Source organism: Caulobacter sp. LjRoot300 (assembly GCF_964253875.1).
Lineage (GTDB): Bacteria > Pseudomonadota > Alphaproteobacteria > Caulobacterales > Caulobacteraceae > Caulobacter.
The window spans coordinates 613,533-638,425 of the sequence record NZ_CAXUSA020000001.1; the positions used below are offsets into that span (position 1 = coordinate 613,533).

Consider the following 24,893-nt stretch of genomic DNA (forward strand, 5'->3'; position numbering starts at 1 on the left):
CATCCCGGCGAATGCCGGGACCCAGATGGAAAAGCGGTGTGGTGGGTTCCAAGAACGCCGAGCCGTTCCAATCAGCCACTCCGCCATGGGATCTGGGTCCCGGCATTCGCCGGGATGAGCGGAGTTTTTGGAAGTTTGCGCGGCTGAAAAAGCGCCCCCTAAGCCGCCTTGCCCACCACGGCGTTGCGCCCCGACTTCTTGGCCTCGTAGACCGCCTCGTCGGCGCGCTTGAGCAGGGTCTCGGGGGTGTCCCCCGCACCGCCGGTGGCGGAGACGCCGATCGAGATGGTCACCGTCAGCAGCTCGCTGCCGTGGGCCACGCGGAACGGCGAGCCGGAGACGTGCATGCGGATCCGCTCGGCGATGCGCAGGGCGTCGGCCAGCTGAGTGTCGGGCATGATCACCGTGAACTCCTCGCCGCCGTAGCGACAAGGCAGGTCGATGGCGCGGACGTTCGACGCCAGGCGCAGGGCGAACTCGCGCAGCACCTCGTCGCCGACGTCGTGGCCGAAGCCGTCATTGATCTTCTTGAAGTGGTCGATGTCGATCAGCAGGGCCGCGACCGGGTCGCCGCCCAGGCCCGCGCGCTTGACCAGCGAATCGAGCTGGCCGGCCATGTAGCGGCGGTTGTGCAGGCCCGTCAGCTGGTCGGTGACCGCCAGCTCCAGGCTGTGGTCGAGGTTCTGGCGCAGATAGTCGGTGTAGCGCTTGCGCTGGATCTGGGTCTTGACCCGGGCGGCCAGCTCCTGCGGGTCGATCGGCCGCGGCAGGATGTCGTTGATGCCGATCTCCAGCGCCTTGACCAGGCGCGGGCGCTCGTCGGGATCGACCATGGCCAGGATCGGCAGGTGCCGGGTGCGCTCGTCCGAACGCAGGCTGGCGGCGAAGCGCAGGCCGTCGAAGCCCTTGGCCGCGGCGTTGATGATCACCAGGTCGACCGGGCCGCCGGCGCTGATCTGGGCCTTGATCGGATCCGATTCGATGACGGGACGGTGCTCGACCGCCAACTCGGCCGCCACGCGCTGGGCCTGGCGCTCGTTGTCGTCGACCACCAGCACCCGGCCGCCCAGGCCGTCCAGCCGCGAAGCGGCGCCGGCGATCACGCCCATGCGCCGGCCCGAAGCCTCGCGCTGGCGCAGTTCGTCGATCACCAGCTTGAAGCGGGTCAGGCTGCGCACGCGGGCGAACAGCATGACGTCGTCGATCGGCTTGGTCAGGAAGTCCGCCGCGCCCGCCTCCAGCCCCTGGATGCGGTCGGCCCTGCCGTCCAGGGCCGTGACCAGCACCACCGGGATGTGGCGGGTGGCGGGATCTTCCTTGAGCTTGCGGCAGACGGTGAAGCCGTCCATGCCGGGCATCATCACGTCCAGCAGGATGACGTCGGGCAGTTCGTCCGCCGCCAGGGCCAGGGCGGTCGGGCCGTCATAAGCGACGGAGACTTGGTAATATTCGGCCGAAAGCTTGGCCTCGAGCAGGCGGACATTGGCCTCGATGTCGTCGACGACCAGGATACGCGCGCTCACGGGCCTACCTTTCCAGCAACCGGGTGATGGTGTCCAGGAAGTGTGACACCGAGATCGGCTTGGAGATATAGGCCTCGCAGCCGCCCTCGCGAATCCGCTCCTCGTCGCCCTTCATGGCGAAGGCCGTGACGGCGACGACGGGGATGTGCGACAGGTCGTCGTCCTCCTTCAGCCACTTGGTGACTTCCAGGCCGGAGATCTCGGGCAGCTGGATATCCATCAGGATCAGGTCGGGACGATGCTCACGGGCGATCGACAGAGCCTGCAAGCCCTCGCGGGTCTGCAGGATCTCGTAACCCTGGGCTTCGAGCAGATCATGAAACAGCTTCATGTTCAGCTCATTATCCTCCACGATGAGGACCTTCTTCGTCATCCTGACCCCGACCATTCCGGTCCGTGGCGATGCGTGAGGGATTCGCGCCGCTTCTGGGTTCCAGATCGCACGAATATCCTTAAGCCCGCGCTAATCGCGTTTACCTCGACCTATCGTAGATCATGGAACCCAGTTTTTCCGACCTTCAGGCCTGCACCGTGCGCCCCGACGCGCCGCTGGTCATCGTCGATGTCGACGAGGTCCTCGCGCGCTTCATGCATGGCTTCGGAACGTTCATCGGGCGCCACGGTTTCGAGCTGCGGATCGACCGCTTCGCCCTGTTCCAGAACATCTATCGCCCGGGCGAGACCGAGCACCTGGACCTGATCGCCGGCCGGGCCCTGTTCGACGACTTCTTCCGCGACGGGGCCGACGACCTGCCGCCCGCCGAGGGCGCGGCCGACGCCCTGGCCGACCTGTCGACCCGGGCCGACGTGGTGATCCTGACCAACGCCCCCGAGCATGGCCGTCAGTCGCGCGGCCGCTGGTTGAAGACCCACGGCTTCGACTATCCCCTGGTGATCAACAGCGGCCCCAAGGGCCCGTCGGCGGCGCACCTGGCCGAGCGCACGGCCTCGCCGTCGGTGTTCGTCGACGACCTGCTGCCGCAGCTGGATTCGGTGGCGCAGAGCGCGCCGCGGGTGGGCCGCTTCCAGATGGTGGCCGACGAGCGCCTGCGCCCCCTGGCCCCTTCCGACCCCGAGCGGCATCCGCGGATCGACCTGTGGCCGGACCTGAAGGCGGCCATCGAGCGCAAGCTGTTCCCATGAGGGTCGGGACTGTCGCCTATGGCCTAAAACGACTGTCATCCCGGACGAGCGCGCAGCGCGAAGATCCGGGACCGGGGCCTGAGCGCCGGCGCTTCCGGCGGTCCCGGATCTGCGCTTCGCTTGTCCGGGATGACAACCGTTTTGGCGGCAGTCGTTCGGCCGCGAAGGCTCTCCTCCCATGAGATCCCTCTGCCGCGACTGCTTGGCGACCGGCGAGGCCAAGGTCGCGCGCTGTCCGGCCTGCGGCTCGCCCCGCGTGGTGTTCCACGAGGAGCTGGGCCGGCTGAGCATGGCCCACATGGACTGCGACGCCTTCTACGCCTCGGTCGAGAAGCGCGACGATCCGTCGCTGCGCGACAAGCCGGTGATCGTCGGCGGCGGCAAGCGCGGGGTGGTGACCACCGCCTGCTACATCGCCCGCATGAGCGGCCCGCGCTCGGCCATGCCGATGTACAAGGCGCTGAAGCTGTGCCCGGACGCGGTGGTCATCAAGCCCAACTTCGCCAAGTACAAGCACGAGAGCCGGCGGATCATGGCCAAGCTGGAGGCCCTGACGCCGCTGGTGCAGCCGCTGTCGCTGGACGAGGCCTGGATCGACCTGGCCGGGACCGAGCGCCTGCACGGCGCGCCGCCGGCGGTGATGCTGGCCCGGGTCCAGCGCGAGATCGAGGCCGAGGTGGGCATCACCGTCTCGATCGGCCTGGCGCCCAACAAGTTCCTGGCCAAGATCGCCTCGGAGCTGGACAAGCCGCGCGGCTTCTCGGTGATCGGGGCGGCCGGCATCGAGGCGTTCCTGGCCCCGCGGCCGGTGTCGATCCTGCCCGGCGTCGGCCCCGCCACGGTCACCGCCCTGGCCTCGGAGGGCCTGCGGACGGTGGGCGACATCGCCGGCGCCGACCTCAAATGGCTGGTCAAGGTGCTGGGCTCGGGGGGCCTGCGGCTGCACCACCTGGCCCATGGCCGCGACACGCGGGTGGTCGATCCCGACCAGGAACGCAAGACGATCAGCGCCGAGACCACGTTCAACGACGACCTCTACAGGGCCGAGGACCTGGAGGACGAGCTGTGGCCGCTGTGCGAGAAGGTCGCCCGCCAGGCGCGGGCCGGCGGCGTGGCGGGCCGGGTGGCGACCCTGAAGCTGCGCACGCCCGACTTCAGGATCCACACCCGCCGCCGCACCCTGGCCGTGCCGACCCAGACGGCCCGCACCCTGTTCCAGGTGGCGCGCGAGCTGCTGGCGGCCGAGCCGCGCGGCCTGCACTACCGCCTGATCGGCGCGGGCCTGACCGACTTCGTCCCCGCCGAGGGCGCGGCCGACGACTTCTTCGCCGGCGACGAGCGCAAGGCCCTGAAGAGCGAGACGGTGATCGACGGGCTGCGGGGGAAGTTCGGGGCGGGCGCGGTGGTCACGGGGCGGGCGTTGAAGGGGAAGTGATCCAAGCGCCCTTCCCTCCCCTTTACGGGGAGGGTGGCCCCGAAGGGGTCGGGTGGGGCTTGATGAGTCAGCGGACCCCACCCACCAGCTTCGCTGGTCCCCCCTCCCCATAAAGGGGAGGGAAAGACACAGGACTACATCAGCGAGCCCTTGCCGCTGGTCACCTCGGTATAGCGGTGCACCCGCACCGCCTGGACCAGCCCGAAGCCGACCATCACGGTCAGCATGACGGTGCCGCCGTACGACAGCATCGGCATCGGCACGCCCACCACCGGGGCCATGCCCATGACCATCGCGCCGTTGATCAGCACATAAAGAGCGAAGGTCGCCGTCACCCCGGCGGCCGACAGGCGTCCGAAGTGGCTGTGGCTGATCGAGGCGATGCGCAGGGCCATGAAGATCGCCACGCCGTACAGGAACAGCACGCTGACGCAGCCGACGAAGCCGAACTCCTCGGCCAGGGTGGCGAAGATGAAGTCGGTCTGTTTCTCGGGCAGGAAGTTCAGCTGGCTCTGCGAGCCCAGGCCCCAGCCCTTGCCCAGCAACCCGCCCGAGCCCAGGGCGATCTTCGACTGCATGATGTGGTAGCCGTTGCCCGAAGGATCCTTCTCCGGATCCATGAAGGTCAGGATGCGGTTGCGCTGGTAGTCGTGCAGCACGAAGAAGATGAACGGCGGCAGCGCGGCCAGCACGCCGACAGCCCCCACAGCGATCAGCCTCAGCGACAGCCCCGCCAGCACCATCACCGCCAGGCCCGGCAGGGCGATCAGCATCGCCGTGCCCAGGTCGGGCTGGTGGGCCACCAGCAGCACCGGCGCGCCGATCAGGGCGGCGGGGATCAGCAGCTTCCACGACAGTCGAGCGCTGTCGGCCGACAGGCCGTGATAGTAGCGGGCCAGGGCCAGGACCACGCCGATCTTCATGATCTCGGACGGTTGGAACCGCACCGGCCCCACGGCCAGCCAGCGCTGGGCGCCCAGCGAGGAGTCGCCGACCAGAGCGACGGCCACCAGCAGCAGCAGGCCGACGCCATAGATCGGATAGGCCAGGCTGAACCAGACGCGCAGGTCGACCAGGGCCAGGACGATCATCAGGATGAAATAGATGCCGAACCGCAGCAGGTGCTTGTCGGCCCAGGGCTCCCACGAGCCGCCGGCGATCGAGAACAGCATCAAGGCGCCGGCCCCTGCGATCAGGGCCAGGACCAGACACAGGGTCCAGTCGATCTCCGAGAACTTGATGATCGGCCGGTCGCGTTCGCCAGGCCGGCTGAGGCCGCCGCTGAGGGTCATCGGGGAACTCCGGGGGCGGGAGGCGCAGGAACAGTCGGGGCGGCGGTCGTCGGCGCCGCGCCCAGGGTCGGGTCGTCAGGCGCGGCGCCTTCGACCGAGCCGTCGGGGGCGGCCTCGACCGGCTCCGCCGGCAAGGGCATGGGCCGCTCGATGCGGGCCCGGACCTCGGGGTCCTTCAGCAGGGCCACGCGCATCACCTCGCGGGCCCGCGGGGCGCCGGCGGTGGCGCCGCCCAGGCCGCCATGCTCGACGATCACGACCACGGCGTAGCGCGGGTCGTCATAGGGAGCGAAGGCGATGAACAGATTGTGGTCCTTCAGCTTCCAGGCGACGCTGTCGCTCTTGCGGTTGGCGACCTTGTCGTAGCTGCGCACCTGGGCGGTGCCGGTCTTGCCGGCCATCTTGACGTCGCCCAGGCCCAGCTGGCTCTGGCGATAGGCGGTGCCGCGCACGTCGTTGGCCACCGCCTCCATGCCGCCGCGCACATAGGCCAGGTGCTCCATCGTGAACGGGAGGTCGGGCACGGCCGCGCCGCTGGGCTGCTCGACCCCGCCCACCGACTTGATCAGCCGCGGATTGAGCGCCTTCCTGCCGTTGGCCAGCCGCGAGGTCATCACCGCCAGCTGCAGGGCGTTGACGCTGAGAGCCCCCTGCCCGATGCCATAGCTGGGGGTCTCGCCCGGAAACCAGATCTGGTTGGCGGGATTCTTCTTGAAGGCCCGCTTCTTCCATTCGCGGTCAGGGACCAGGCCCTTCTTCTGGCCCGGAATGCCGATGTCGAAGGTGCTGCCGAAGCCCATGGCCCGCGCGGCGCTGGCGATGGCGTCCGGACCGATCTTCAGCGAGGTCTGGTAGAAATAGATGTCGCACGAGTTCTTGATCGCCTCGTGCAGGTTCTGCGAGCCGTGGCCGTTCTTCTGCCAACAGCGCCAGGTCCGGCCGCCATAGTACCAGCTGCCGCCGCAGCTTACGCGGACCTCGGGATCGACGCCGGCGGTCAGGGCCGCCAGGCCGACGGTCGGCTTGAAGGTCGAACCCGGCGGGAAGGTGCCGTTCAGCACCTTGTCCAGCAGCGGCTTGCGCTCGTACTCGGCCAGGGCCTTGTACTCCGGACCCGACAGGCCCTTGACGAAGCGGTTGGCGTCGAAGCTGGGGGCCGAGACCATGGCCAGCAGGTCGCCATTGCGGATGTCCATCACCACGATGGCGCCGCTCTCGTCGCCCATCACCTCCAGGGCGCGGTTCTGGATGTCGGCGTCCAGGGTCAGGCGCACTTCCTTGCCGGGGGTCGCGGGGATGTCACCCTCGGGATCCAGGCGCACCACGCGGCCCTGGGCGTCGACCTCGGCCTTGGTGGCCCCCGGACGGCCGCGCAGGTCGCGGTCCAGGGACTTCTCGATACCGGCCTTGCCGATCCGGAAGCCCGGATGGTGCAGCAGGTCCTGGTCCTGGGTGGGATCGTCCTTGGCCCTGTCGAGATCGCGGTCCGAGACCTTTGCCACGTAGCCGATCACGTGGGCGAACGCGCCGCCGAACGGATAGACCCGAACCTCGCCCATGTCGGCGGTCACGCCCGGCAGCTCCGGGGCGCGGATGTTGACGCGGGAGAACTCCTCCCAGGTCATGTCCTCCATCACCGCCACCGGGGCCTTCTTGGGGGCGCGGGCGATGTCCTTGAGCAGGCGGGCGCGGCGCGCGGCGTCGATCGGCACCAGCAGGGCCAGGTCGTCGAGGGCGGTCTCGACGTCGAAGTCCTTGGAATCCTTGCTGACCATCAGCCGGAAGTTCGGCCGGTTCGACGCCAGGGCCACGCCGTTGCGGTCCAGGATCAAGCCGCGCGGCGGCGGCGTCAGGCGGTAGTTGAACTGGTTGCCGGCCGAAAGCTTCTGGTAGCGCTGGGCCTCGACCAACTGCAGTTGGGCCAAGCGGCCGCCCAGGGCCAGCAGGCCGCCGCCGGCCAGACCGCCCATCAGGAACGCGCGGCGATGGAACACCCCCTGCCGCTCGTTCACCTCGAAGAACATGATGGACGGTTCGCTCATGGCGTCACCGGAACCGAACGTCCGCGTCCTCGAACCGGTCGATCAGCCGGTGGGCGAACGGGAACAACAGGGTCGTCACCAGGAACTGCCAGAACACGGCCAGCAGGCTGGGCATGGCCAGGCTGTCGAGCATGCTGAACAGGAAACCGGCGGCCATGGCCACGACGGTGACGCCGGCGAACCAGCCCCACATGATCGGCAGGCTCTGGCCGGTCATCATGCTGCGGCCGGCCAGGGCCGTGGCGTAGGCGACCAGCAGCGACAGGCCCCACAGGCCGGTCGGACCGCCCCAGAACACGTCCAGGAACAGGCCCAGGGCCAGCAGGGCGAACGGGGCCAGGATCGACGGCCGGATCAGCGCCCAGGCGAAGGCCGGGACCATGGCGAACACCGGCTCGGGCAGCTGCAGGCCGAAGATGCGGATCGGCGCGGCGAAGACGACCGTCGCGAGCACGCACAGCACGGCGGGCACGCCCAGCCAGAGGCCGGGGTGCAGGGGCCGCGCGCCGCCCACGCTAGAGCTCCCCGCCGGCCCGCTGGGCCGTGGTCGGTCCAGAGGTCACGGGCTTGGGCGCGGCCGGCTTCGGCGCCGCGGGCTTCGGGGCCGCCGCGGCTGGCGGCTTGGGCGGCGTCGCGGCCGGGGTCGCCGAGGCGCCTTGCGCCGTCGGTGTCGCGCCGGGACCCGTCGGCGTCGCACCGGCCTGGGCCGGCGGCTTGGGTGTGGCGGCGACCGGGCCCAGGATCGAGACGTCGGGGTCCTCGGTGGTCACTGGCGGCAGGCTGCGGGTCAGCAAGGCCTTCTGGTCGGCCAGTTGGGCGAAGTCCTTGAACAGCAGGATGCGGACATAGTCGATGGCGGCGTCGTCGGCGAACAGCACCACCCGCCAGCGGCCGTCCAGGCCCTTGACGGCCGCGCCCACCGGCAGGCCGCGCGGCACCACGCCGCCGTCGCCCGAGGTGACGACCCGGTCGCCCTCCTTGATCGGATCGGCGCCGCGCAGATAGTCCAGCTTGGGATTGGGGCCGCCGTCGCCGGTCAGGATGGCGCGGGCGTTGGTGCGGTCGATCATCACCGGGGTGCGCGAGGCGATGTCGGTCAGCAGCAGCACCCGGCTGGCCCCGTTGGCGACGCCGACCACCCGGCCGACCAGGCCGCGCTCGTTCATCACCGGATTGCCGACCACCACGCCCTTTTCCGAGCCGGAATCGGCCAGGCGGGTGTTGGCGAATGGACCGCGGGTGTCGGCGACCACGCGGGCGGCGACCATGGGGATCGGCGGATCGGTGCGCAGGCCCAGCAGCGAGCGGTAGCTCTGGTTCTTGTCGACCTCGGCCAGGTACATGTCGCGATAGCCGCGCATCTCCTTCAGCTCGGCCTTCAGCCGGCGGTTCTCGGACGCGGTGAAGAAGTAGCTGCTGACGAAGTCGACGCCCAGGCCGGTCCAGCGTCCCGGCGCGGCGATCACGCCGCTGACCGGCTTGGACACCGTGTCGACCGTCTGGCGGGTGACACCATAGGCCTGTTGCTGCAGGGTCTCGCGCCGGTCGGCCAGCAGGAACGCCACCGCGATCACGATCGCGACGATCAACGCCACGGCCGCCGTCCAGGTAAGCGGCACCTTCAGGTCGCCGAGCGGACCTTCGCGAAAGGGCACGAACTGTTCTCCCGACGCTCCCCGCAGCGTCCGACTTGGATGGGCGACCTAGATTTGGCGCCTAGGCGAGAGTCGATTCAAGCACGCCCTTCATCCACTTGGGATGTTCGAGCACCTTGCCGCAGCCCAGGGCCACGCACGACAGCGGATCGTCGGCCACGGTGACCGGCAGGCCGGTATGGTCGCGGATCTCGGCGTCCAAGCCGCGCAGCAGGGCGCCGCCGCCGGTCAGCATGATACCCTTGTCGGCGATGTCGCTGGCTAGTTCCGGCGGGGTGGCTTCCAGCGCCACCTTCACCGCCTCGACGATCTGCCCGACTGGTTCGGCCAGGGCGTCGGCAGCCTGCTTCTCGCTGATGCGGACTTCGCGCGGCACGCCCTGCATCAGGTCGCGGCCCTTGACGTCGATCGACAGGCCCTCGCCGTCGGCCGGGGCGCGAGCGGTGCCGATTTCCTTCTTGATGCGCTCGGCGGTGGTCTCGCCGATCAGCAGGTTATGGTGGCGACGCATGTAGCTGATGATCGCCTCGTCCATCTTGTCGCCGCCGACCCGGACGCTGCGCGAATAGACGATGCCCGACAGCGACAGCACGGCCACCTCGGTGGTGCCGCCGCCGATGTCGACGACCATCGAGCCGGTCGGCTCGTGGATCGGCAGGCCGGCGCCGATCGCCGCGGCCATCGGCTCGTCGATCAGGCCCACGCGGCGGGCGCCGGCGTTCAGACAGGAATCGTTGATGGCCCGGCGCTCGACGGCGGTGGCCCCCGACGGCACGCAGACGATGACCTTGGGGTTCACGAAGCCCTTGCGGTTGTGAACCTTGCGGATGAAGTACTTGATCATCTCCTCGGCGACTTCGAAGTCGGCGATGACCCCGTCGCGCATCGGGCGGATGGCTTCCATGTGGCCCGGCGTGCGGCCCAGCATCTGCTTGGCCTCGATCCCGACGGCGTGAACGATCTTCCGGCCGCCGACATTGCGCAGCGCCACCACCGACGGTTCATTCAGCACGATGCCCTTACCCTTTTGATAAATCAGGGTATTGGCGGTGCCGAGGTCGATGGCGATATCGCTGGAGATGGCGCCGAAAAGGGAAGAAAACATTGAAAGCCCTGACTGAGGGATAGGGGGGCGAAGGCGGCGGGTCGGTAGGGAAGCAGAAGGCGGCGGGTAGGCGAAACGGAACCGTTTGCGCCGGTGAACCGACGAAGGCGAAGGGGAAATACGGCTCCTACTTCAATTCCAAACGAGGACAACATGATTCCCGCGAAATGCGGGTTTTGTCCCTTTGACGAGCGCCTGCCGCACGACGGGAGCGCTGGCTCCCGCCGCGCCGTCGCCTGACTGCCACAAAGCTGTCGACGAAGCCCGTTTGCCCTGCGAAAGCGTTGAATTCAAGGTCTATTGCAGACCCCGCCTCACCTGTTTTCGCAGAACGGCGGCGTCGGGGGTTTCATCCCAGAAACATGGCCTTTTCTAGCCGAGCGCCGCCGTGGCCACGCCGGCCGCCGCGATCAGGCCGAAGATCATCTGAACGGCGCTCAGCCTTTCCGCGAACAGGCGTCGTCCGGCGATGGCGGCGATCGGCGCCTCGACCACCCCGACCGCCCTCACCTGCCCCGCCGGGGCCAGGGCCAGGGCGATGAACCAGCCAGCCGAGGCGGCCGCGCCCCAGAAGCCCGCGCCCAGCGACGGCCGCCAGGCCTTGGCCACGGCGACCAGGGTCGCCCGGCTGGTGATCGCCAGGAACAGGGTCAAGGCCAAGGTCTGGACCGCCTGGACCACGATCAGGGTGAACACCGCCGCGAAGATCGGGTGGGCCGGCTCCAGGGCGTGGCCCGCCTGGCGGAAAGCATTCAGCGAGATGCCGAAGGCCAGGCCCGACAGCAGGCCGAACAGCCCGCCGCTGACCGGCTGGTCGCCCGACGCCCCGGTCCGGGGCCAGGTGACCACCAGCAGGGCGACGCTGGTCAGGGCCACGCCCGTCCAGCCGACGGCGCTCAACCGCTCGCCATAGACCAGCCAGCCCAGCAGGGCGGCCAGGGGGATGGAGCTTTGCTGCACGGCCGTGGCCACGGCGAAGCCGGCGCGCTTCATGGCGGTCAGCAGGGCGGCCGTGGCGCCGATCTGGGCCGCGCCGCCCAGCAGGGCCGGAATCCAGAACGCCACGTCGGCCCGCGGATGCTCGCCCCGGGTCAGGGCGAAAGCGATGGCCACGAACACCGCCGTGAACGGCAGGCCGAACAGGAACCGCACCAGGGTCGCGCCCCAGGGCCCCGTGCCGCCCATCACCGAGCGCTGGGCGGCGTTGCGGGCCACCTGGGCGAACGAGGCGGCGATGGTGATGGGGATCCAGATCATGGCCGTCTCGCCGCGATGATAAGGCCCGACGCCCAGTCCAGGGCGACCGTCGCCAGGTCGGGATGGGATTTCAGGCGCGTGACCAGGGCGTCGATGCGAGGCTGGTGGCCGGGCGGCCAGTTGGGCTGGGGCGACATGTCGTCGACCACGTAGAGCCCGCCCGGACCCAGCAGCGCCAGGGTCTCGTCCAGGCCCTCGTACTTGCCCGGCCAGGCGTCGGCGAAGATCAGGTCGAACGAGGCCGGCCGCTGGGCGCGAACATAGTCCAGGCCATCCTCGATAACGAAGGTGACGCGCGGGTCGCCGGCGAGCACGGCGCGCGCCACCGCCTGGACACCCATGTCGGTGTCGATGCTGACCAGACTGGCGTCAGGCGCCATGCCGTCCAGCAGCCAGGCCGTGGCTAGGCCCGTGCCCGTGCCCAGTTCCAGAAATCGCCCGCCGGCCTTCGTGGCGGTCAGCAGACGGAGCATGGCGCCGGTTCCAGCTTCGGAGGGCATGTCGAACCCCAGGACGCGGCTACGGGCGTCGATCTCGCGCCAGGTCGCGGGCGTCGTGGCGGTGTTGTCGTCGAACATCGGCTCGTCCTTATGCCCCCCCTATGCGGGCGGCGGGTTTCCGAATGGAGGTCTTAGGCCGCTCGGGCGCACACCTTGATCGTCGGCCTGTCCGGTGACGGTTCCGACCAGAACGAGGTCTCGACCATGTCGTCCCATCCTTTCCGTCAGGCCGCGCGGTTCCTGCTCGGCGTTCCGACCGACGGGATCCACCACGCGCTCGGGCGGATGCTCGCCCTGGCCCAGGCCACGCCGCTGTGTTTCGTGGCGGTGACCGGGCCCGACGCCGGCGAGGCGATGAGCGTGCTGTGGCGACGCGGCTACGACCGGGTGGAAGCGGCCCGCCGGGCCACCTGCCGGGCGGCCGACGAGCAGAGCGACGTGCTGCTGGTCGTGGGCTGCGCGACGGCGGCCGACGCGCGCGCCGCGGCGGCCTCGACGATGGCCATGCTCCGCCCGGGCGGGGCGATGGTCATCGACGCCGGCGCGGTCCTGGACCAGGCGGCGCGCCGGGCGCTGTGCGACGACCTGCGGACCCTGGGGCTGGAGGTGGAGGCCCAGGCGCACCTATCGGCGGAACTGCTGGCGACACGGCCTTTCAGCAAGCGAGCGGCGGCTTAGGGTTGGATTGGGGACAGGCACATGTGCCTGTCCCCGTCCGTTGCAAACCCTAGAACCCGCTGGCGATCGCCGCTTCCGGCCGGCCCTTTTCCTTGCGCGCCATGAGGTTGTTCAGGGCGTTGACATAGGCCTTGGCCGAGGCGGTCAGGGTGTCGGTGTCGGCGGCCTGGCCGGTGGCGATGCGGCCGTCCTCTTCGAGGCGGACCGAGACCTGGGCCTGGGCGTCGGTGCCTTCGGTCACCGCATGCACCTGGAACAGGCGCAGGGCGGCGTTGTGCGGCACGATCTGCTGGATGGCGTTGAACACCGCGTCCACCGGACCATCGCCCGAGGCCTCGGAGGTCTTGATCTCGCCGTCGACTTCCAGGGTCAGCTCGGCCGACTGGCCATCGGTGCCGGCCACCACCCGCAGGCGCTGAACGCGGATGCGTTCGGAGCCGCGGGCCAGGGCGTCGTCGACCAGGGCGATGATGTCGTCGTCATAGACGTGCTTCTTGCGGTCGGCCAGGTCCTTGAAGCGGCCGAAGGCCTCCTTCAGGGCGTTCTGGCCCAGCTCGTAGCCCAGGTCCTTCAGCTTGGCGCGGAAGGCGTGGCTGCCCGAGTGCTTGCCCATGACCAGGCTGGACGGCGCCTGGCCGACCGATTCCGGGGTCATGATCTCGTAGGTCTCGCGGTTCTTCAGCATCCCGTCCTGGTGGATGCCGCTCTCGTGCGCGAAGGCGTTCTTGCCGACGATGGCCTTGTTGTACTGCACCGGGAAGCCGGTGATGGCCGAGACGTAGCGGCTGGCGCGGGTGATGTGGGTGGTGTCGATCTTGGTCTCGAAGGGCAGCTTGTCGCCGCGCACCTTCAGGGCCATCACGATCTCTTCCAGCGCCGCGTTGCCGGCCCGCTCGCCCAGGCCGTTGATCGCGCACTCGATCTGGCGCGCCCCGCCCTGCACCCCGGCCAGGCTGTTGGCCACGGCCAGGCCCAGGTCGTTGTGGCAGTGGGTCGAGAAGATCACCTTGTCGGCGCCCTCGACGTTCTGGGTCATCCAGCTGAACAGGTCGGCGTATTCGGACGGATAGGTGTAGCCCACCGTGTCGGGCAGGTTGATCGTCGTGGCCCCGGCCTTGATGGCGGTCTCGATGGCCCGGCGCAGGAACTGGCGGTCGCTGCGGGTGGCGTCCTCGGCCGACCATTCGACGTCGTCGCGCAGGTTGCGGGCGTGGCCGACCGAGCGGGCGATCACGTCGATGACGGCGTCCGGCTCCATCTGCAGCTTGTGCTTCATGTGCAGGTCGCTGGTGGCGATGACCACGTGGATACGGCCGCGTTGCGTGCCCTTCAGGGCCTCAGCGCAACGGTCGATGTCGACCTGATGGGCTCGGCACAGGCCGGCGATGGTGGAGTTCTTGACGATCTTGGCGATCTCGCGGACCGCCTCGAAGTCGCCGTTCGAGGCGATCGGGAAGCCGGCCTCGATGACGTCGACCCCCATCTCCTCGAGGATCTTGGCCAGTTCCAGCTTTTCGTCGTGCGACATCGAGGCGCCGGGCGACTGCTCGCCGTCGCGCATGGTGGTGTCGAAAATGACGACGTTGTCGCGCTTGTCGAAGGCGCCGGCGGATACGCCAGAAGAAGGGGGGGTCATGGGTCTACTCGTCGGAAGGTGTCTGCGTGGGGCCAGGTCTGACCTTTGGGGCGGCGGGTTCAGTCATCCCCTGCGCGCCCGGCCGCGACGAAGCGCGGCCCCTAGAGCGCCCAGGGGGTGGTAAGCCGAAGCGAAAGCAGTTGGCGCGCGACGTTCATGAGTTGCTTTCTACACAGCGACCCAAAAGCCAGCAAGCATTTTGCGCGGATCGCGCTATTGGCCGCACGCGAAGCAAGTTTCAACCAGGAGCAGCCCTCGGTTGAGAGACGTCGTGCGAGGGAGCGGCCGATCGCAGCGTCAAACGACCCGTTGAACGCGTTCAGGCGACCCGAACCCGCCCCGCCTACTCCGCCGTCTCGCGCTTCTTCAGCCAGTTGCGGGCCACCAGGCCGGCGGCGATCCAGACCAGCACGGCCACCACCAGCATGACGATGTGCCGCTGGCCGCCGCCCTTCAGGGTCTGGACGATGGAATTGCCGGCGAAGGCGGTCAGGGCGATCTTGGGGATGATGCCGACCGCCGTGCCGGCCGTGAAGTCGAGCAGCCTCATCGGCGTGACGCCGGCCGCCATGTTGACCACGATGAACGGCGCCGACGGCACCAGCCGGACGATCAGGCTGGCCAGGAAGCCGTTCTTGCCGATCAGCTTCATGAACTTGGCCACCCCGTCGCCGGCCAGGTCCCGCAGCAGGCGGCCGCCGAACGTCCGTCCCAGCCAGAACCCGACCAGGGACGAGACCAGGGTGCCGATCCAGCTGTAGGCGAAGCCGGTCCACGGCCCGAAGGCGACCACCGCCGCGGCGATCAGCACGAACTGCGGCACGCCGATGAAGGCCAGGACCGCGAAGGCGCCGACCGCGACCGGCAGGGCCCAGGGCCCGTGCGCGGCGCTCAGCCACTGCTCGACCGTGACCTCGCCGTTCAGCCCCAGCATCTGGGCCCCGAACAGGAAGACCACGCCCACGCCGCCGAACAGCACGAACGACACCGCGACCGTCCGCCAGGCCCGGGCGTCCATGTTGGTGAAGAAGTGGATCAGGCGACGAAGCATCCGCCTGCCTCGCCCATGCCCAAGGCGCGGTCAAGAGCCTGGCCGAGCGCGGTCCAGACGCAAGTCGCCCGGCGATCGCTCATTTTATTGTCAAGCTTCCCAAGGTATGGCGCGGCGGCGTGGTTAAGATTCCCCAAATACGACATTTCCGTTGCGAACCCGTCGTAACAGGCGGCTAAGTTATCCACAGGCCTCCGGTTGTGGACGGAAGGCGTTGGGGAGAGTGTCGGACGTGAAGACCCTGGCTGTCATTTCGCGCAAGGGCGGAGCCGGCAAGACGACTCTGGCGATCAACCTGACCCTGAGCGCCCACCTGGCGGGGTGGAAGACCCTGCTGGCCGATCTCGATCCGCAGCGCTCGGCCTCCGACGCCCTGCGGGCGCGCGGCGGGACCGGCCCCACCCTGGCCGAGATCAATGCCGGCAAGCTGTTCCAGGCCCGTTCGCAAGCGGTGCACGACGGCTATGACGTGATGCTGATCGACACGCCGGCCGCGCCGGACGCCGACGTGGCCGTGGCGGTCAATTCCGCCGACCTGTGCGTGCTGGTCTGCCGCCCCACCTTCCTGGACATCGCCTCGGTGGCGCGTTCGGCCGAGATGGTCCGGCGGCTGGGCAAGGCCGGACTGATCGTGCTGAACCAGGCGCCCTCCAAGCGCGGCGGCGTCGAACCCGCCAGCGTGCAGCAGGCCATCGAGGCGCTGCGGTTCTGCGGCCTGCCGATCGCGCCGGTCGGCCTGCGCTCGCGGGCCGTCTACCAGCAGGCGATCGCCCGCGGCCTGTCGGTCGGCGAATGGGACGCCCAGGCTCCGGCCGCCCAGGAGATCGAGCGCCTGTGGAGCCATGTCGCCGCCCTGCTGGCCCTGGACGGCCACGGACGCGACGTCCGCGCGGGCTGAGCCCATCGCCGCGACGCGGTTTCTCCAGGTTACGCAACGGCTTGCCAGGAAAACTGACTCCGCCGTCAAATACCCCGCAGGTTGAAGGTTCTGTTCATACCTTGGCCATAACAGTGTTCCACCTTGGGAAACCTTGCGGCCGCCTGAACCGGCCGCTCGGTCTGGGCGAAGAGTGCACGTCGTGAAGACAATTACTGTGCTTTCCCGGAAGGGCGGATCGGGCAAGACGACCCTGGCCGTGAACCTGGCGCTGATGGCCTTCCTGCGAGGTCACAAGGTGCTGCTGGCCGATATCGACCCGCAGCGGTCCGCGTCGGACGCCTTGCGGGCCCGCGGCGAGCCTGGGCCTGTCCTGGCCGACATCAACGCCGGCAAGCTGTTCATGACCAAGTCCAACGCGATGCGCGACCGCTTCGACTATCTGTTCGTCGACACCCCGGCCATGCCCGAGGCGGATGTCGCCCAGGCGGTGAACATCGCCGACCTCTGCCTGGTGGCGGGCCGGCCCTCGTTCCTCGACCTGGCCCCGATCGTCCGCACGGCCGAAGCCGTCCGCCGCCTGGGCAAGGGCGGCATGGTGGTGCTCAACCAGGCCCACACCAGCCGATCGGACGTCGCCCCGGTGGCCTTTCCGGACATCATGGAGGCCCTGCGGTTCTGCGGCCTGCCGTTAGCGCCGCACGGCCTGCGCTCGCGCGAGGCCTTCCAGAAGGCGATGGCGCACGGGCTCTGCGTCGCCGAGTTCGAGCCCAGCGGCCCGGCCGCCCGCGACCTGGAGCGCCTCTGGGCCCATGTCGAGGCGGGACTGGGCGGCCTTGGTCGCGGCTTGGGCGAAACGCCGATGAAGACCGCCCTCACCGCCTGATCCGGCTTTCACCCAGAGCCGACGCCGACTAGGTTCACCGCTCCAACGGCGGAGCCTCGCGCATGAAACTTCTCGGCGTCTCCGGCAGCCTGCGGGCCGCCTCGTTCAACACCGCCCTGCTGCGCGCCGCCCAGGAGTGCGCGCCGCAGGGCGTGACGATCGAAATCTTTCGCCTGCACGACCTGCCGCTGTTCAACCAGGACGTCGAGGACCAGGGCGACCCGGAGCCGGTCACGGCCTGGAAGGACGCTGTCCGCGGCGCCGACGCCCTGCTGCTGGCCTGCCCCGAATACAACGGCGGGGTCACCGGCGTGCTGAAGAACGCCATCGACTGGGCTTCGCGCGGCAGCCCCTCGGCGCTGTCGGGCAAGACCGCCTGCATCATCGGCGCCTCGCCCGGCGTCACCGGCACGGTCCGCGCCCAGGACGCCCTGCGCCAGTCGCTGCGCAAGGTCTCGGCCCAGTACTGGCCGCTCGGCGAGATGCTGGTCGGCCAGGCCCACACCAAGATCGAGAACGGCCAAGTGATCGACGAGAAGACCCTGGCCTATCTGGGCAGGCACCTGACGGCGTTCATCGAGCACATGCGGGGATAGCCTGGGTTCGCGCCAAGCGAGCCGTCAAGCCCGAGACTTCCCCTACTTCGTCATCGACGGGTCGTAGTTCGGGCCGAAATCCAGCACGAACAGCGGCCCCAACACCACGGTCTGCTTGGCGCCGCCCAGCTGGAGGCTGACCCCCGCCGCGCCCTTCTCGGCGTCCATGCCGGCCCGGCCGCTGAAGGTGTACATCTTCCAATCGCCGCCGATGGTCCCGACCTGGCCGTTGACGATCCCGCTCCACGGCGCGGTCGACTGATGGACCCCCACCGAACTGAGCGTCGCCGTGGCCGGCCCGCCGTCGACCGGCTCGGCCTTGGCCCAGAAGGCGACGGTGATGATGTCGCCCTTGGCGATCTTTCCGTCGACGCCCTGGCCGGCGGCGATGGCCCAGGGCTGGTCGGGCGTCGGCGCCGTAACCTGGACCCGCACCGCGGCCCCGCCGGTCACCGCCTTGTCCTTGACCGGAGCGTTGCTCTGGCCCGGCCCATAGACGTTCCAGACTACGGACGGCTTGTTGATCGCGTATTTCATGACGCCCGTGGCGGCCGGCTCGGCGGCCTTGGCCGTCATTGGCGCGACGGCTGCAAGGCCAAGCGCGGCCACCGCCGCCAGGATGGCGATCTTGCTCATGGTTTCCCCCTTCAAGAGACGTCGTTGCGTCGATCGTCCGCCATCGGCGGCCGATATGGTCGTTCCTCCGGGGCCGCCTTTCACGCGGCGGCTCTCGTCTTTACGATGATAGCGGTACCGCTCCTCTTCCGTCCGCGCAAGAACCCCGTGGCTCGCGGCCTTTGTTGCGTTGCACCGGGGCAAGCACGGGCGTAAAGACCGCCGCAATCCTGAAACCGGTCTTTCGAGTCCACGTCCTCCCAGGGGAGTCCTGAACCATGTCGCTCGAGTCCGCCGCCCTGCGGCGCATCGCCCCGTCCGCCACCATCGCGATCAGCGCCAAGGCGCGCGCCCTGAAAGCGGCCGGCCGGGACGTGATCGCCCTCTCCGCCGGCGAACCGGACTTCGACACCCCCGACAACATCAAGGACGCCGCCATCGCCGCCATCAAGGCCGGCAAGACCAAGTACACCGACCCCGACGGCATGCCCGAGCTGAAGGCCGCCATCTGCGCCAAGTTCAAGCGCGAGAACGGCCTGGACTACAAGCCGAGCCAAGTCCACGTCGCCCCGGGCGGCAAGCCGGTGATCTACAACGCCTTCGTCGCCACCCTGAACCCCGGCGACGAGGTGATCATCCCCGCGCCGTACTGGGTGTCGTATCCGGACATGACCCTGCTGGCCGGCGGCACGCCGGTGTCGGTGGAGACCACCGCCGAGAGCGGCTTCAAGATCACCCCGGCCGCCCTGGAAGCGGCGATCACGCCGAAGTCCAAGTGGCTGATCATCAACAGCCCGTCCAACCCGTCGGGCGGCGCCTATACCCGCGCCGAGCTGCAGGCCATCGCCGACGTCCTGCTGCGCCACCCGCAGGTCTGGGTGCTGACCGACGACATGTACGAGCACCTGGTGTTCGACGACTTCGAGTTCACCACCATCGCCCAGGTCGAGCCCCGGCTCTATGACCGCACCCTGACGATGAACGGCGTCTCCAAGGGCTATTCGATGACCGGCTGGCGCATCGGCTACGCCGCCGGCCCGGAAGCGCTGATCAAGGCCATGGGCAAGATGATCAGCCAGACCACGTCGAACCCCTGCTCGATCTCGCAGTGGGCGGCGCTGGAGGCCCTGAACGGCCCGCAGGACTTCATCAAGCCGAACGCCAAGCTGTTCCAGGAGCGGCGCGACCTGGTGGTGTCGATGCTGAACCAGGCTTCCGGCCTGCAATGCCCGACGCCGGAAGGAGCATTCTACGTCTATCCGTCCTGCGCCGGCCTGATCGGCAAGACCGCGCCCTCGGGCAAGGTCATCGAGACCGACGAGGACTTCGCCGGCGAACTGCTGGAAGCCGAGGGCGTCGCCGTGGTCCACGGCGCGGCCTTCGGTCTGTCGCCGTTCTTCCGCATCAGCTACGCCACCGCCAACGACGTGCTGGAGGACGCCTGCCAGCGCATCCAGCGCTTCTGCGCCAGCGTGAAATAGCCTTTCTTCCCGGCTTTGGCCGTCATTCTGGCCCTTTTGGCGAGGATGACGGCTGTAAGTCGGCCGCGAACCGCGCTACGGCTCCTTTTTGCCGCGTCCCGCGGCCAGGAGATCGTCATGGCCCGCACCCCGAACTATTCCTTCGAACGCCAGGAACGCGAACGCCTGAAGGCCCAGAAGGCCGCGCAGAAGGCCGCCGAAAAGGCCGCCGCCAAGCAGGCGGCCGAAGACGCCGCGCCACCCAAGCCCCCAACCGACGATCAGTGAAAGACGGCGCATGCCCAGCTCGACGAGCTTCAACCACGAAACTGTCTCTCTGGACGGCGAGCACTTCTCCGACTGCGAGTTTCGCGACTGCCGCCTGACCTTCGCCGGCGGCGAGGCTCCGGTGTTCAAGAACTGCAAGATCGTCGACTGCGAGTGGAAGTTCGAGGGCGCCGCCGAGCAGACCCTGGCGCACCTGAAGGCCGTGTGGAACGCCGGCGGCAAGGCCCCGGTCCAGGCGCTGATCAAGGAAATCACCGGCGGCGGCCGCTGATCCTCTCGGAGCCTTGTGCGCCGCGCCGGGTTAGTACCTTGGGGCGCAAGGCACGGGATTGAAGGATCGGCCCATGCGCGACGCCAAGGACTGCCTCGCCCGAGCCAGCGAGATGGAGCGACGCGCCGGGGCCTGCGGCCCGGGAAGTCTCGCGATGGAACTGCTGTCGATGGCCCAGACCTGGCGTTATCTGGCGCAACAGGCCCTGTGGCAGGATGCATTCGTCGCTCAGACGCTTCAGGACTCCGACCTGAAATAGGCCTAAGGTCGAGCTATCGGCGCCCATCCGTCGCCGTCCGCGAGCGTTCCTGCGCCTAGGATCGGGTTCCAAATTGCCCATGAAGCGTCCGATCCCAGGGATTGAAGACGCACAGACGCTGGCCCAGGCGATCGTGGACACCATCCATGAGCCGTTGCTGGTGCTCGACTCCGCGTTTTCCGTGCTGGCCGCCAGCCGGTCGTTCTACGAGACCTTCAAGGTCAACCCCGAGCACACCGTGGGCTGCTTGCTCTATGCCCTAGGCGACGGGCAATGGGACATCCCCGCCCTGCGCGAGCTGCTGGAAACCATCATCCCCGAGCGCGTGGCCATGAACGGCTTCGAGGTCAATCACGACTTCCCCGGCCTGGGCCGGCGGATCATGCTGCTGAACGCCCGCAAGGTGATCTACGAGACCAGCGCCAACTCGACGATCCTGCTGGCCTTCACCGACATCACGGCGCGCCGGGCGATCGAACGCGAAAAAGAGAGCCTGCTCGCCCGCACGCGCGACCTGTTGTACCAGAAGGAGGTGCTGTTGCAGGAGATGCAGCACCGGGTCGCCAACAGCCTGCAGATCATCGCCAGCATCCTGATGCTCAAGGCCCGGGCCGTCACCTCCGACGAAACCCGCTTTCACCTGAAGGACGCCCATCAGCGGGTGATCTCCGTGGCCGAGGTGCAGTCGCACCTGCACGCCTCGGGCGGCGTCGACCAGATCGAGGTCGGCCCCTATCTGACAAAGCTGTGCGCCAGCTTGGCGGCCTCGATGATCGGCGACAGCCAGCCGATCGCCCTGAAGGTGGTCGCCGACCATGGCGCGATCGGTTCGGACAAGGCCGTCAGCATCGGCCTGATCGTCACCGAACTGCTGATCAACGCCGTCAAATACGCGTTCCCGGTGTTCAAGGACGACGCCCGCATCACGGTGACCTTCGCCAGCGACGACCAGGCCTGGACGTTGACGGTCGCCGACAACGGCGTCGGCAAGGCCGCAAAACCGGCCCCGACCAGGGCTGGCGGCCTGGGCACGGTGATTGTCGATGCGCTGGTCAAGCAACTGGACGGTCACATGACGGTGGCCTCCACCGGCGGCATGACGGTGACGATCCGGCACGCCCATGTCGGGGCGTCGACTCCCGTCGCCGCCTGAGGCGGCGCGGTTCTGGCCGCGACATTCCGCGCGACTGCACGCTTCGTCCGGAGCGTGCTAGGTCAAGCCTGGGGCGTCTGATTCTCGGGAGCGCGCATGCGCATTTCCGGCCGTATGGCCTTGGCTCCGGCGTTCGCCGGCTTGCTTTTCCTCGCCCTGGCGCCCGCCGCCCAAGCCGCTCGTCTCGACGACGCCGTCCTGGACGAGCTGAACTTCGCCCGCGCCCGTCCGGCGCAATACGCCGACGAACTGCGCCGCGAGCTGAACCGCAGCGACGATCCCGCCGCCGTCGAGGAGGCGATCGACTTCCTGGATCGCCAGGCCTCGCTGCCGCCCCTGGGGCCGGATCGGCGCGTCGCCGCCGCGGCCCGCCAGCACGCCCAGGCCCAAGGACCGCGCGGCGACGTCGGCCACGGCCCGGCCGGCTCGCTGGGCCAGCGGCTGCGCGGCCAGGGCGTCTGGGCCGGCCTCTCGGCCGAGAACATCTCCTATGGTTTCGAGGACCCTCGCGACATCGTCCGCCAACTGATCGTCGACAGCGGCGTTCCCGGCCGGGGCCATCGCCGCAACATCTTCGGCGCGGGCTACCAGCTGGCCGGCGTGGCCTGCGGCCCGCACCGCGCCTACGGCTACATGTGCGTGATCGACTTCGCCGGGGCCCTGCCCCCGCGCTAGAGCAAGCCGCGCGATATGGGAATCGCTCGGCTTGCTCTAGATTTTTGTTTTCGCATCGCTTTTGCGGAAAAACCGGCATCCACTTTTCCGCGCGATGCTCTAGCCGTCGATCCAGTCCGTCAGCCCTTCGCGGGCGTGGACCTCGCGCAGCGAGGGCATGGCCCGCATCCGGGCCAGGTAGCGGGCGATGTTGGGCCAGGCCGTGGCCTGCCGGGGCAGGTTGCGCGACCAGCGCATCAGCATGGTGGCCAGGAAGTCCACCGCCGACAGCCGCTCGCCCAGCATGTAGGGGCCCTTGGCCGCCAGCTGCGCGTCGACGCGGTCCCAAACCGCCTCGACCCGCGCCCGCGCCACCGCCTGGGCGGCCTCGGCGTTGGCCTCGCCGGCCGGCTCGTGCGGATAGTACCAGGCGCGGAAGCTGGGCAGCAGGGCGTTGGCCAGATAGACCATCCACTGGAAATAGGCCGCGCGCTCCGGCGTCCCGGCCGCCGGCGCCAGGCCCTTGTCGGCGTGGCGTTCGGCCAGCAGCATCAGGATCGCCGCGCTCTCCAGCACCGGCGCGCCGTCGACGATCAGGGTGGGCACCACCCCGCTGGGATTGAGCTTCAGATAGTCGGGGGTCTTGTTGGCGCCGGTCGCGATGTCGGTCAGGACCAGCTCGAACGGCGCGCCGATCTCGATCAGCATCCAGTGCACCGCCAGGCTGGCCGTGCTGGGGCTGTAGTAGAGCTGGTACATGCGAAGGATCCCTCACCCGTTGGCGGGCGAGGGATCGGTCAGCACGGCGGAGCTGTCAATCGCCCCGCGAGCGGCGTCAGTGCTTTTCGCGCCAGCGCGCCTTGGCGTCGTCCTTGGTCAGGGTCAGGTGCACGCCGTCGTCGTCGACATGGTCGACCCAGGTGATCGGGATCAGGTGATGCTTGAAGCCGCCGCCCAGGTCCAGCTTGGCCAGTTCGATCTCGCCGCCGACCACGTGGTCGACCCGGCCGACGTGGCCGCCGTCCGAGCCGACCACTTCCAGGTGTTCGCGGATTTGCGAGGCGTCGATCATGGTGTTCCTCCTTATGATGGACGTTCGGCAAAGCAACGGCTGGGGCTGCGGCGCAGTTTCCTGGCGGCTTGCGAGTCCGCGATGTTCGCTCTACGTTCTAGCCAAGGTTGCGACTTTGCGGATGTCGCGTTCCTGACTATCACTCGGCGACCACCGCAGGGGAGACACCGATGATCCGATCGCTCGCCGCCGTCCTGACCCTGCTGACCGCCGCCCCGCCCACGGCGGGAACGGCATGGGCCCAGGCGGAAGCGCCGCCCGCGGCCGTCGCCCAGCCGGCGCCCGAGGCGGCGACGCCGGCCCCCTCGCCCGCCCCGCCCGCCACGCCGCCGCCCAGGGTCGACGCGGCGTTCGCCGACGACGGCGTCACCATCACCGACGGCGGCAAGAGCGTTCTGTTCTACCGCACCGCCCCGGCCGACCCGCGCGAGGCCGGCCGGCTGAACTACGTCCACCCGATCTGGGCGCCCGACGGCACGGTGCTGACCGAGGATCGCCCCGCCGACCACCTGCACCAGCGCGGGGCGTTCTGGAGCTGGCACCAGGTGCTGGTCGACGGCAGGAACCTGGCCGACGGCTGGTTCATGAAGGGCCTGACCTTCCACGTCCGCGAAAAGCGCTTCAAGGGCGACAGCGGCGGCGGCGGGACCCTGGTGGTCAACGCCGACTGGATCGTCAATTCGACGCCCGAGGTGACCTATGTGGCGCGCGAGACCACCAAGGTCCGCGTCTATGCGCTGAAGGCCGGCGCCCGGCGCATCGACTTCGACACGGTGATCACCGCGCGGTCCGACACCCTGGCCCTGGGCGGCAGCGACGACGCCAAGGGCTATGGCGGCTTCTCCGTGCGGCTGGTCAGGCCCGACCGCCTGACCTTCGGCTCCGGCGGCAAGGCCGTGACCCCGGCCGTCGGGCCGGTGGAGGCCGGCAAGGCCATGGGCTTCGCCTGGGCGCCGGGCGACGGGTCGCCCGCCTGGACCGTGGGCCTGGCCTGCAAGGCCAACGGCGCGCCGATCACCCGCTGGATCCTGCGCCGGGAACTATCGATGCAGAACTGCGTCTTTCCCGGGCGGGCGCCGTTCGTGCTGAAAAAGGGCGAGACCCTGCGCCTGCAGTCGACGCTGATCCTGCGGCCGGCGACGCCCGCCCCCGCTGGACCGAAGAAGAAGGGCTAGGCCATGGCCGAGATCCTCAACCTGAACCAGGCCCGCAAGGCCAAGGCCAAGACCGACGCCAAGACCAAGGCCGCCGAGAACCGCGCCAGGTTCGGCCGCACCAAGGCCGACAAGGCCCTGGACGCGGCTCGGGTCGACAAGCTGCAACGCGACCTGGACGGCGCCAAGCGCGAGGACTGAAACGGCCGGCCAGATCAGAGCCGTCCCCTGAGACCTCCGCTGCCGGCCAGTTCGCTCATCCACGGGGCATTTTTGATCAAAGGAGCGCTA

28 protein-coding genes are annotated in these 24,893 nt (G+C 69.0%); 14 read left to right on the plus strand and 14 right to left on the minus strand.

Annotated features, from left to right (window positions below; all coding sequences use genetic code 11):
• Positions 1–158 precede the first annotated feature (158 nt).
• Together ACSQ2G_RS02815 and ACSQ2G_RS02820 are read right to left on the minus strand one after the other, a co-directional pair.
• The gene (locus tag ACSQ2G_RS02815; protein WP_436028102.1) at positions 159–1,523 is read right to left on the minus strand and encodes a PleD family two-component system response regulator; all 1,365 of its coding nucleotides are present in this window, start codon (positions 1,521–1,523) and stop codon (positions 159–161) included.
• Between the two features lie 4 nt (positions 1,524–1,527).
• Complete coding sequence (locus tag ACSQ2G_RS02820; RefSeq protein WP_028040271.1) at positions 1,528–1,896, minus strand: response regulator; 369 nt, start codon at positions 1,894–1,896, stop codon at positions 1,528–1,530.
• Between the two features lie 122 nt (positions 1,897–2,018).
• Between ACSQ2G_RS02820 and ACSQ2G_RS02825 the strand changes: the two genes are divergently transcribed.
• Positions 2,019–2,666 carry a hypothetical protein gene (locus tag ACSQ2G_RS02825; RefSeq protein WP_436028104.1) on the plus strand — a complete coding sequence of 216 codons (648 nt, stop codon included), beginning with the start codon at positions 2,019–2,021 and terminating at the stop codon, positions 2,664–2,666.
• A 178-nt stretch (positions 2,667–2,844) separates the two neighbouring features.
• Positions 2,845–4,101, plus strand: coding sequence for a DNA polymerase IV (locus ACSQ2G_RS02830; protein ID WP_436028106.1), 1,257 nt, complete (start codon positions 2,845–2,847; stop codon positions 4,099–4,101).
• 134 nt (positions 4,102–4,235) lie between these two features.
• Here the strand turns inward: ACSQ2G_RS02830 and rodA are convergent, their stop codons facing one another.
• From rodA to ACSQ2G_RS02865, 7 genes are all read right to left on the minus strand, one after another.
• Positions 4,236–5,393, minus strand: a complete 1,158-nt coding sequence (gene rodA / locus ACSQ2G_RS02835; protein ID WP_436028107.1) for a rod shape-determining protein RodA — start codon at positions 5,391–5,393, stop codon at positions 4,236–4,238.
• Positions 5,390–7,435 (minus strand): penicillin-binding protein 2, encoded by a 2,046-nt coding sequence (mrdA, locus tag ACSQ2G_RS02840; protein ID WP_436028109.1) that lies wholly within the window; start codon positions 7,433–7,435, stop codon positions 5,390–5,392. The genes rodA and mrdA overlap by 4 nt, the downstream gene beginning before the upstream one ends.
• Before the next feature lie 4 nt (positions 7,436–7,439).
• Positions 7,440–7,991, minus strand: coding sequence for a hypothetical protein (locus ACSQ2G_RS02845; protein ID WP_310084709.1), 552 nt, complete (start codon positions 7,989–7,991; stop codon positions 7,440–7,442).
• Positions 7,951–9,090: a rod shape-determining protein MreC gene (mreC, locus tag ACSQ2G_RS02850; RefSeq protein WP_436028110.1), complete on the minus strand. Its 1,140-nt coding sequence runs from the start codon at positions 9,088–9,090 to the stop codon at positions 7,951–7,953. The genes ACSQ2G_RS02845 and mreC overlap by 41 nt, the downstream gene beginning before the upstream one ends.
• Positions 9,091–9,151: 61 nt before the next feature.
• Positions 9,152–10,195: a rod shape-determining protein gene (locus tag ACSQ2G_RS02855; protein WP_310084367.1), complete on the minus strand. Its 1,044-nt coding sequence runs from the start codon at positions 10,193–10,195 to the stop codon at positions 9,152–9,154.
• 372 nt (positions 10,196–10,567) lie between these two features.
• On the minus strand, positions 10,568–11,452 hold the full coding sequence (locus tag ACSQ2G_RS02860; RefSeq protein ID WP_436028113.1) for an EamA family transporter: 885 nt from the start codon (positions 11,450–11,452) through the stop codon (positions 10,568–10,570).
• Positions 11,449–12,030 (minus strand): O-methyltransferase, encoded by a 582-nt coding sequence (locus tag ACSQ2G_RS02865; protein WP_436028115.1) that lies wholly within the window; start codon positions 12,028–12,030, stop codon positions 11,449–11,451. The genes ACSQ2G_RS02860 and ACSQ2G_RS02865 overlap by 4 nt, the downstream gene beginning before the upstream one ends.
• A gap of 126 nt (positions 12,031–12,156) precedes the next feature.
• On the opposite strand from ACSQ2G_RS02865, the gene ACSQ2G_RS02870 reads away from it, so the two are divergent.
• Entirely contained in the window at positions 12,157–12,630 is a 474-nt protein-coding gene (locus ACSQ2G_RS02870) for a hypothetical protein (RefSeq protein ID WP_436028116.1), read from the plus strand.
• A gap of 49 nt (positions 12,631–12,679) precedes the next feature.
• Here the strand turns inward: ACSQ2G_RS02870 and ACSQ2G_RS02875 are convergent, their stop codons facing one another.
• Both ACSQ2G_RS02875 and ACSQ2G_RS02880 read right to left on the minus strand, forming a co-directional pair.
• The gene (locus tag ACSQ2G_RS02875; RefSeq protein ID WP_436028118.1) at positions 12,680–14,266 is read right to left on the minus strand and encodes a 2-isopropylmalate synthase; all 1,587 of its coding nucleotides are present in this window, start codon (positions 14,264–14,266) and stop codon (positions 12,680–12,682) included.
• Positions 14,267–14,609: 343 nt separating this feature from the next.
• The gene (locus ACSQ2G_RS02880) at positions 14,610–15,317 is read right to left on the minus strand and encodes a TVP38/TMEM64 family protein (protein WP_436028120.1); all 708 of its coding nucleotides are present in this window, start codon (positions 15,315–15,317) and stop codon (positions 14,610–14,612) included.
• A 232-nt stretch (positions 15,318–15,549) separates the two neighbouring features.
• On the opposite strand from ACSQ2G_RS02880, the gene ACSQ2G_RS02885 reads away from it, so the two are divergent.
• The 3 genes from ACSQ2G_RS02885 to ACSQ2G_RS02895 all read left to right on the plus strand — a co-directional run bounded on the left by ACSQ2G_RS02885 (position 15,550) and on the right by ACSQ2G_RS02895 (position 17,676).
• Positions 15,550–16,215 (plus strand): AAA family ATPase, encoded by a 666-nt coding sequence (locus ACSQ2G_RS02885; protein ID WP_436028121.1) that lies wholly within the window; start codon positions 15,550–15,552, stop codon positions 16,213–16,215.
• A gap of 196 nt (positions 16,216–16,411) precedes the next feature.
• Positions 16,412–17,080 carry an AAA family ATPase gene (locus ACSQ2G_RS02890; RefSeq protein WP_436028123.1) on the plus strand — a complete coding sequence of 223 codons (669 nt, stop codon included), beginning with the start codon at positions 16,412–16,414 and terminating at the stop codon, positions 17,078–17,080.
• 62 nt (positions 17,081–17,142) lie between these two features.
• Positions 17,143–17,676, plus strand: a complete 534-nt coding sequence (locus ACSQ2G_RS02895) for an NADPH-dependent FMN reductase (RefSeq protein WP_436028125.1) — start codon at positions 17,143–17,145, stop codon at positions 17,674–17,676.
• 42 nt (positions 17,677–17,718) lie between these two features.
• On the opposite strand, the gene ACSQ2G_RS02900 is transcribed toward ACSQ2G_RS02895, so the two are convergent.
• Positions 17,719–18,312, minus strand: a complete 594-nt coding sequence (locus ACSQ2G_RS02900) for a hypothetical protein (RefSeq protein ID WP_436028127.1) — start codon at positions 18,310–18,312, stop codon at positions 17,719–17,721.
• A gap of 257 nt (positions 18,313–18,569) precedes the next feature.
• On the opposite strand from ACSQ2G_RS02900, the gene ACSQ2G_RS02905 reads away from it, so the two are divergent.
• The 6 genes from ACSQ2G_RS02905 to ACSQ2G_RS02930 all read left to right on the plus strand — a co-directional run bounded on the left by ACSQ2G_RS02905 (position 18,570) and on the right by ACSQ2G_RS02930 (position 22,397).
• Positions 18,570–19,772, plus strand: coding sequence for a pyridoxal phosphate-dependent aminotransferase (locus ACSQ2G_RS02905; protein WP_436028129.1), 1,203 nt, complete (start codon positions 18,570–18,572; stop codon positions 19,770–19,772).
• A gap of 117 nt (positions 19,773–19,889) precedes the next feature.
• A complete protein-coding gene (locus ACSQ2G_RS02910; RefSeq protein ID WP_099052419.1) occupies positions 19,890–20,039 on the plus strand; it encodes a hypothetical protein in 150 nt (49 codons plus the stop codon).
• 10 nt (positions 20,040–20,049) lie between these two features.
• Positions 20,050–20,310, plus strand: a complete 261-nt coding sequence (locus tag ACSQ2G_RS02915) for a hypothetical protein (RefSeq protein WP_436028131.1) — start codon at positions 20,050–20,052, stop codon at positions 20,308–20,310.
• A gap of 73 nt (positions 20,311–20,383) precedes the next feature.
• Positions 20,384–20,569: a hypothetical protein gene (locus tag ACSQ2G_RS02920; protein ID WP_310084407.1), complete on the plus strand. Its 186-nt coding sequence runs from the start codon at positions 20,384–20,386 to the stop codon at positions 20,567–20,569.
• A gap of 79 nt (positions 20,570–20,648) precedes the next feature.
• The gene (locus ACSQ2G_RS02925; RefSeq protein ID WP_436028133.1) at positions 20,649–21,722 is read left to right on the plus strand and encodes a sensor histidine kinase; all 1,074 of its coding nucleotides are present in this window, start codon (positions 20,649–20,651) and stop codon (positions 21,720–21,722) included.
• Positions 21,723–21,818: 96 nt separating this feature from the next.
• Complete coding sequence (locus tag ACSQ2G_RS02930) at positions 21,819–22,397, plus strand: CAP domain-containing protein (protein WP_436028135.1); 579 nt, start codon at positions 21,819–21,821, stop codon at positions 22,395–22,397.
• Between the two features lie 99 nt (positions 22,398–22,496).
• On the opposite strand, the gene ACSQ2G_RS02935 is transcribed toward ACSQ2G_RS02930, so the two are convergent.
• Both ACSQ2G_RS02935 and ACSQ2G_RS02940 read right to left on the minus strand, forming a co-directional pair.
• Positions 22,497–23,135 carry a glutathione S-transferase family protein gene (locus ACSQ2G_RS02935; RefSeq protein ID WP_436028137.1) on the minus strand — a complete coding sequence of 213 codons (639 nt, stop codon included), beginning with the start codon at positions 23,133–23,135 and terminating at the stop codon, positions 22,497–22,499.
• 76 nt (positions 23,136–23,211) lie between these two features.
• Positions 23,212–23,448 (minus strand): DUF2171 domain-containing protein, encoded by a 237-nt coding sequence (locus ACSQ2G_RS02940; protein ID WP_310084418.1) that lies wholly within the window; start codon positions 23,446–23,448, stop codon positions 23,212–23,214.
• Between the two features lie 170 nt (positions 23,449–23,618).
• Here ACSQ2G_RS02940 and ACSQ2G_RS02945 point away from each other — a divergent pair, with 170 nt between their 5' ends.
• Together ACSQ2G_RS02945 and ACSQ2G_RS02950 are read left to right on the plus strand one after the other, a co-directional pair.
• Entirely contained in the window at positions 23,619–24,623 is a 1,005-nt protein-coding gene (locus ACSQ2G_RS02945) for a DUF6807 family protein (RefSeq protein ID WP_436028140.1), read from the plus strand.
• 3 nt (positions 24,624–24,626) lie between these two features.
• Positions 24,627–24,803, plus strand: a complete 177-nt coding sequence (locus ACSQ2G_RS02950; protein ID WP_436028142.1) for a DUF4169 family protein — start codon at positions 24,627–24,629, stop codon at positions 24,801–24,803.
• The last annotated feature ends 90 nt before the right edge of the window (positions 24,804–24,893 follow it).

Excerpts from the sequence above, each read along its gene's own strand:
- ACSQ2G_RS02860 (WP_436028113.1), bottom strand. The coding sequence starts at position 11,452 with ATGATCTGGATCCCCATCACCATCGCCGCCTCGTTCGCCCAGGTGGCC.
- ACSQ2G_RS02935 (WP_436028137.1), bottom strand. The coding sequence starts at position 23,135 with ATGTACCAGCTCTACTACAGCCCCAGCACGGCCAGCCTGGCGGTGCAC.
- rodA (WP_436028107.1), bottom strand. The coding sequence starts at position 5,393 with ATGACCCTCAGCGGCGGCCTCAGCCGGCCTGGCGAACGCGACCGGCCG.
- ACSQ2G_RS02945 (WP_436028140.1), top strand. The coding sequence starts at position 23,619 with ATGATCCGATCGCTCGCCGCCGTCCTGACCCTGCTGACCGCCGCCCCG.
- ACSQ2G_RS02830 (WP_436028106.1), top strand. The coding sequence starts at position 2,845 with ATGAGATCCCTCTGCCGCGACTGCTTGGCGACCGGCGAGGCCAAGGTC.
- ACSQ2G_RS02910 (WP_099052419.1), top strand. The coding sequence starts at position 19,890 with ATGGCCCGCACCCCGAACTATTCCTTCGAACGCCAGGAACGCGAACGC.
- ACSQ2G_RS02855 (WP_310084367.1), bottom strand. The coding sequence starts at position 10,195 with ATGTTTTCTTCCCTTTTCGGCGCCATCTCCAGCGATATCGCCATCGAC.
- ACSQ2G_RS02930 (WP_436028135.1), top strand. The coding sequence starts at position 21,819 with ATGCGCATTTCCGGCCGTATGGCCTTGGCTCCGGCGTTCGCCGGCTTG.
- ACSQ2G_RS02870 (WP_436028116.1), top strand. The coding sequence starts at position 12,157 with ATGTCGTCCCATCCTTTCCGTCAGGCCGCGCGGTTCCTGCTCGGCGTT.
- ACSQ2G_RS02915 (WP_436028131.1), top strand. The coding sequence starts at position 20,050 with ATGCCCAGCTCGACGAGCTTCAACCACGAAACTGTCTCTCTGGACGGC.
- ACSQ2G_RS02865 (WP_436028115.1), bottom strand. The coding sequence starts at position 12,030 with ATGTTCGACGACAACACCGCCACGACGCCCGCGACCTGGCGCGAGATC.
- ACSQ2G_RS02875 (WP_436028118.1), bottom strand. The coding sequence starts at position 14,266 with ATGACCCCCCCTTCTTCTGGCGTATCCGCCGGCGCCTTCGACAAGCGC.
- ACSQ2G_RS02825 (WP_436028104.1), top strand. The coding sequence starts at position 2,019 with ATGGAACCCAGTTTTTCCGACCTTCAGGCCTGCACCGTGCGCCCCGAC.
- ACSQ2G_RS02925 (WP_436028133.1), top strand. The coding sequence starts at position 20,649 with ATGAAGCGTCCGATCCCAGGGATTGAAGACGCACAGACGCTGGCCCAG.
- ACSQ2G_RS02900 (WP_436028127.1), bottom strand. The coding sequence starts at position 18,312 with ATGAGCAAGATCGCCATCCTGGCGGCGGTGGCCGCGCTTGGCCTTGCA.
- ACSQ2G_RS02920 (WP_310084407.1), top strand. The coding sequence starts at position 20,384 with ATGCGCGACGCCAAGGACTGCCTCGCCCGAGCCAGCGAGATGGAGCGA.
- ACSQ2G_RS02940 (WP_310084418.1), bottom strand. The coding sequence starts at position 23,448 with ATGATCGACGCCTCGCAAATCCGCGAACACCTGGAAGTGGTCGGCTCG.
- ACSQ2G_RS02895 (WP_436028125.1), top strand. The coding sequence starts at position 17,143 with ATGAAACTTCTCGGCGTCTCCGGCAGCCTGCGGGCCGCCTCGTTCAAC.
- mrdA (WP_436028109.1), bottom strand. The coding sequence starts at position 7,435 with ATGAGCGAACCGTCCATCATGTTCTTCGAGGTGAACGAGCGGCAGGGG.
- ACSQ2G_RS02905 (WP_436028129.1), top strand. The coding sequence starts at position 18,570 with ATGTCGCTCGAGTCCGCCGCCCTGCGGCGCATCGCCCCGTCCGCCACC.
- ACSQ2G_RS02820 (WP_028040271.1), bottom strand. The coding sequence starts at position 1,896 with ATGACGAAGAAGGTCCTCATCGTGGAGGATAATGAGCTGAACATGAAG.
- ACSQ2G_RS02880 (WP_436028120.1), bottom strand. The coding sequence starts at position 15,317 with ATGCTTCGTCGCCTGATCCACTTCTTCACCAACATGGACGCCCGGGCC.
- ACSQ2G_RS02950 (WP_436028142.1), top strand. The coding sequence starts at position 24,627 with ATGGCCGAGATCCTCAACCTGAACCAGGCCCGCAAGGCCAAGGCCAAG.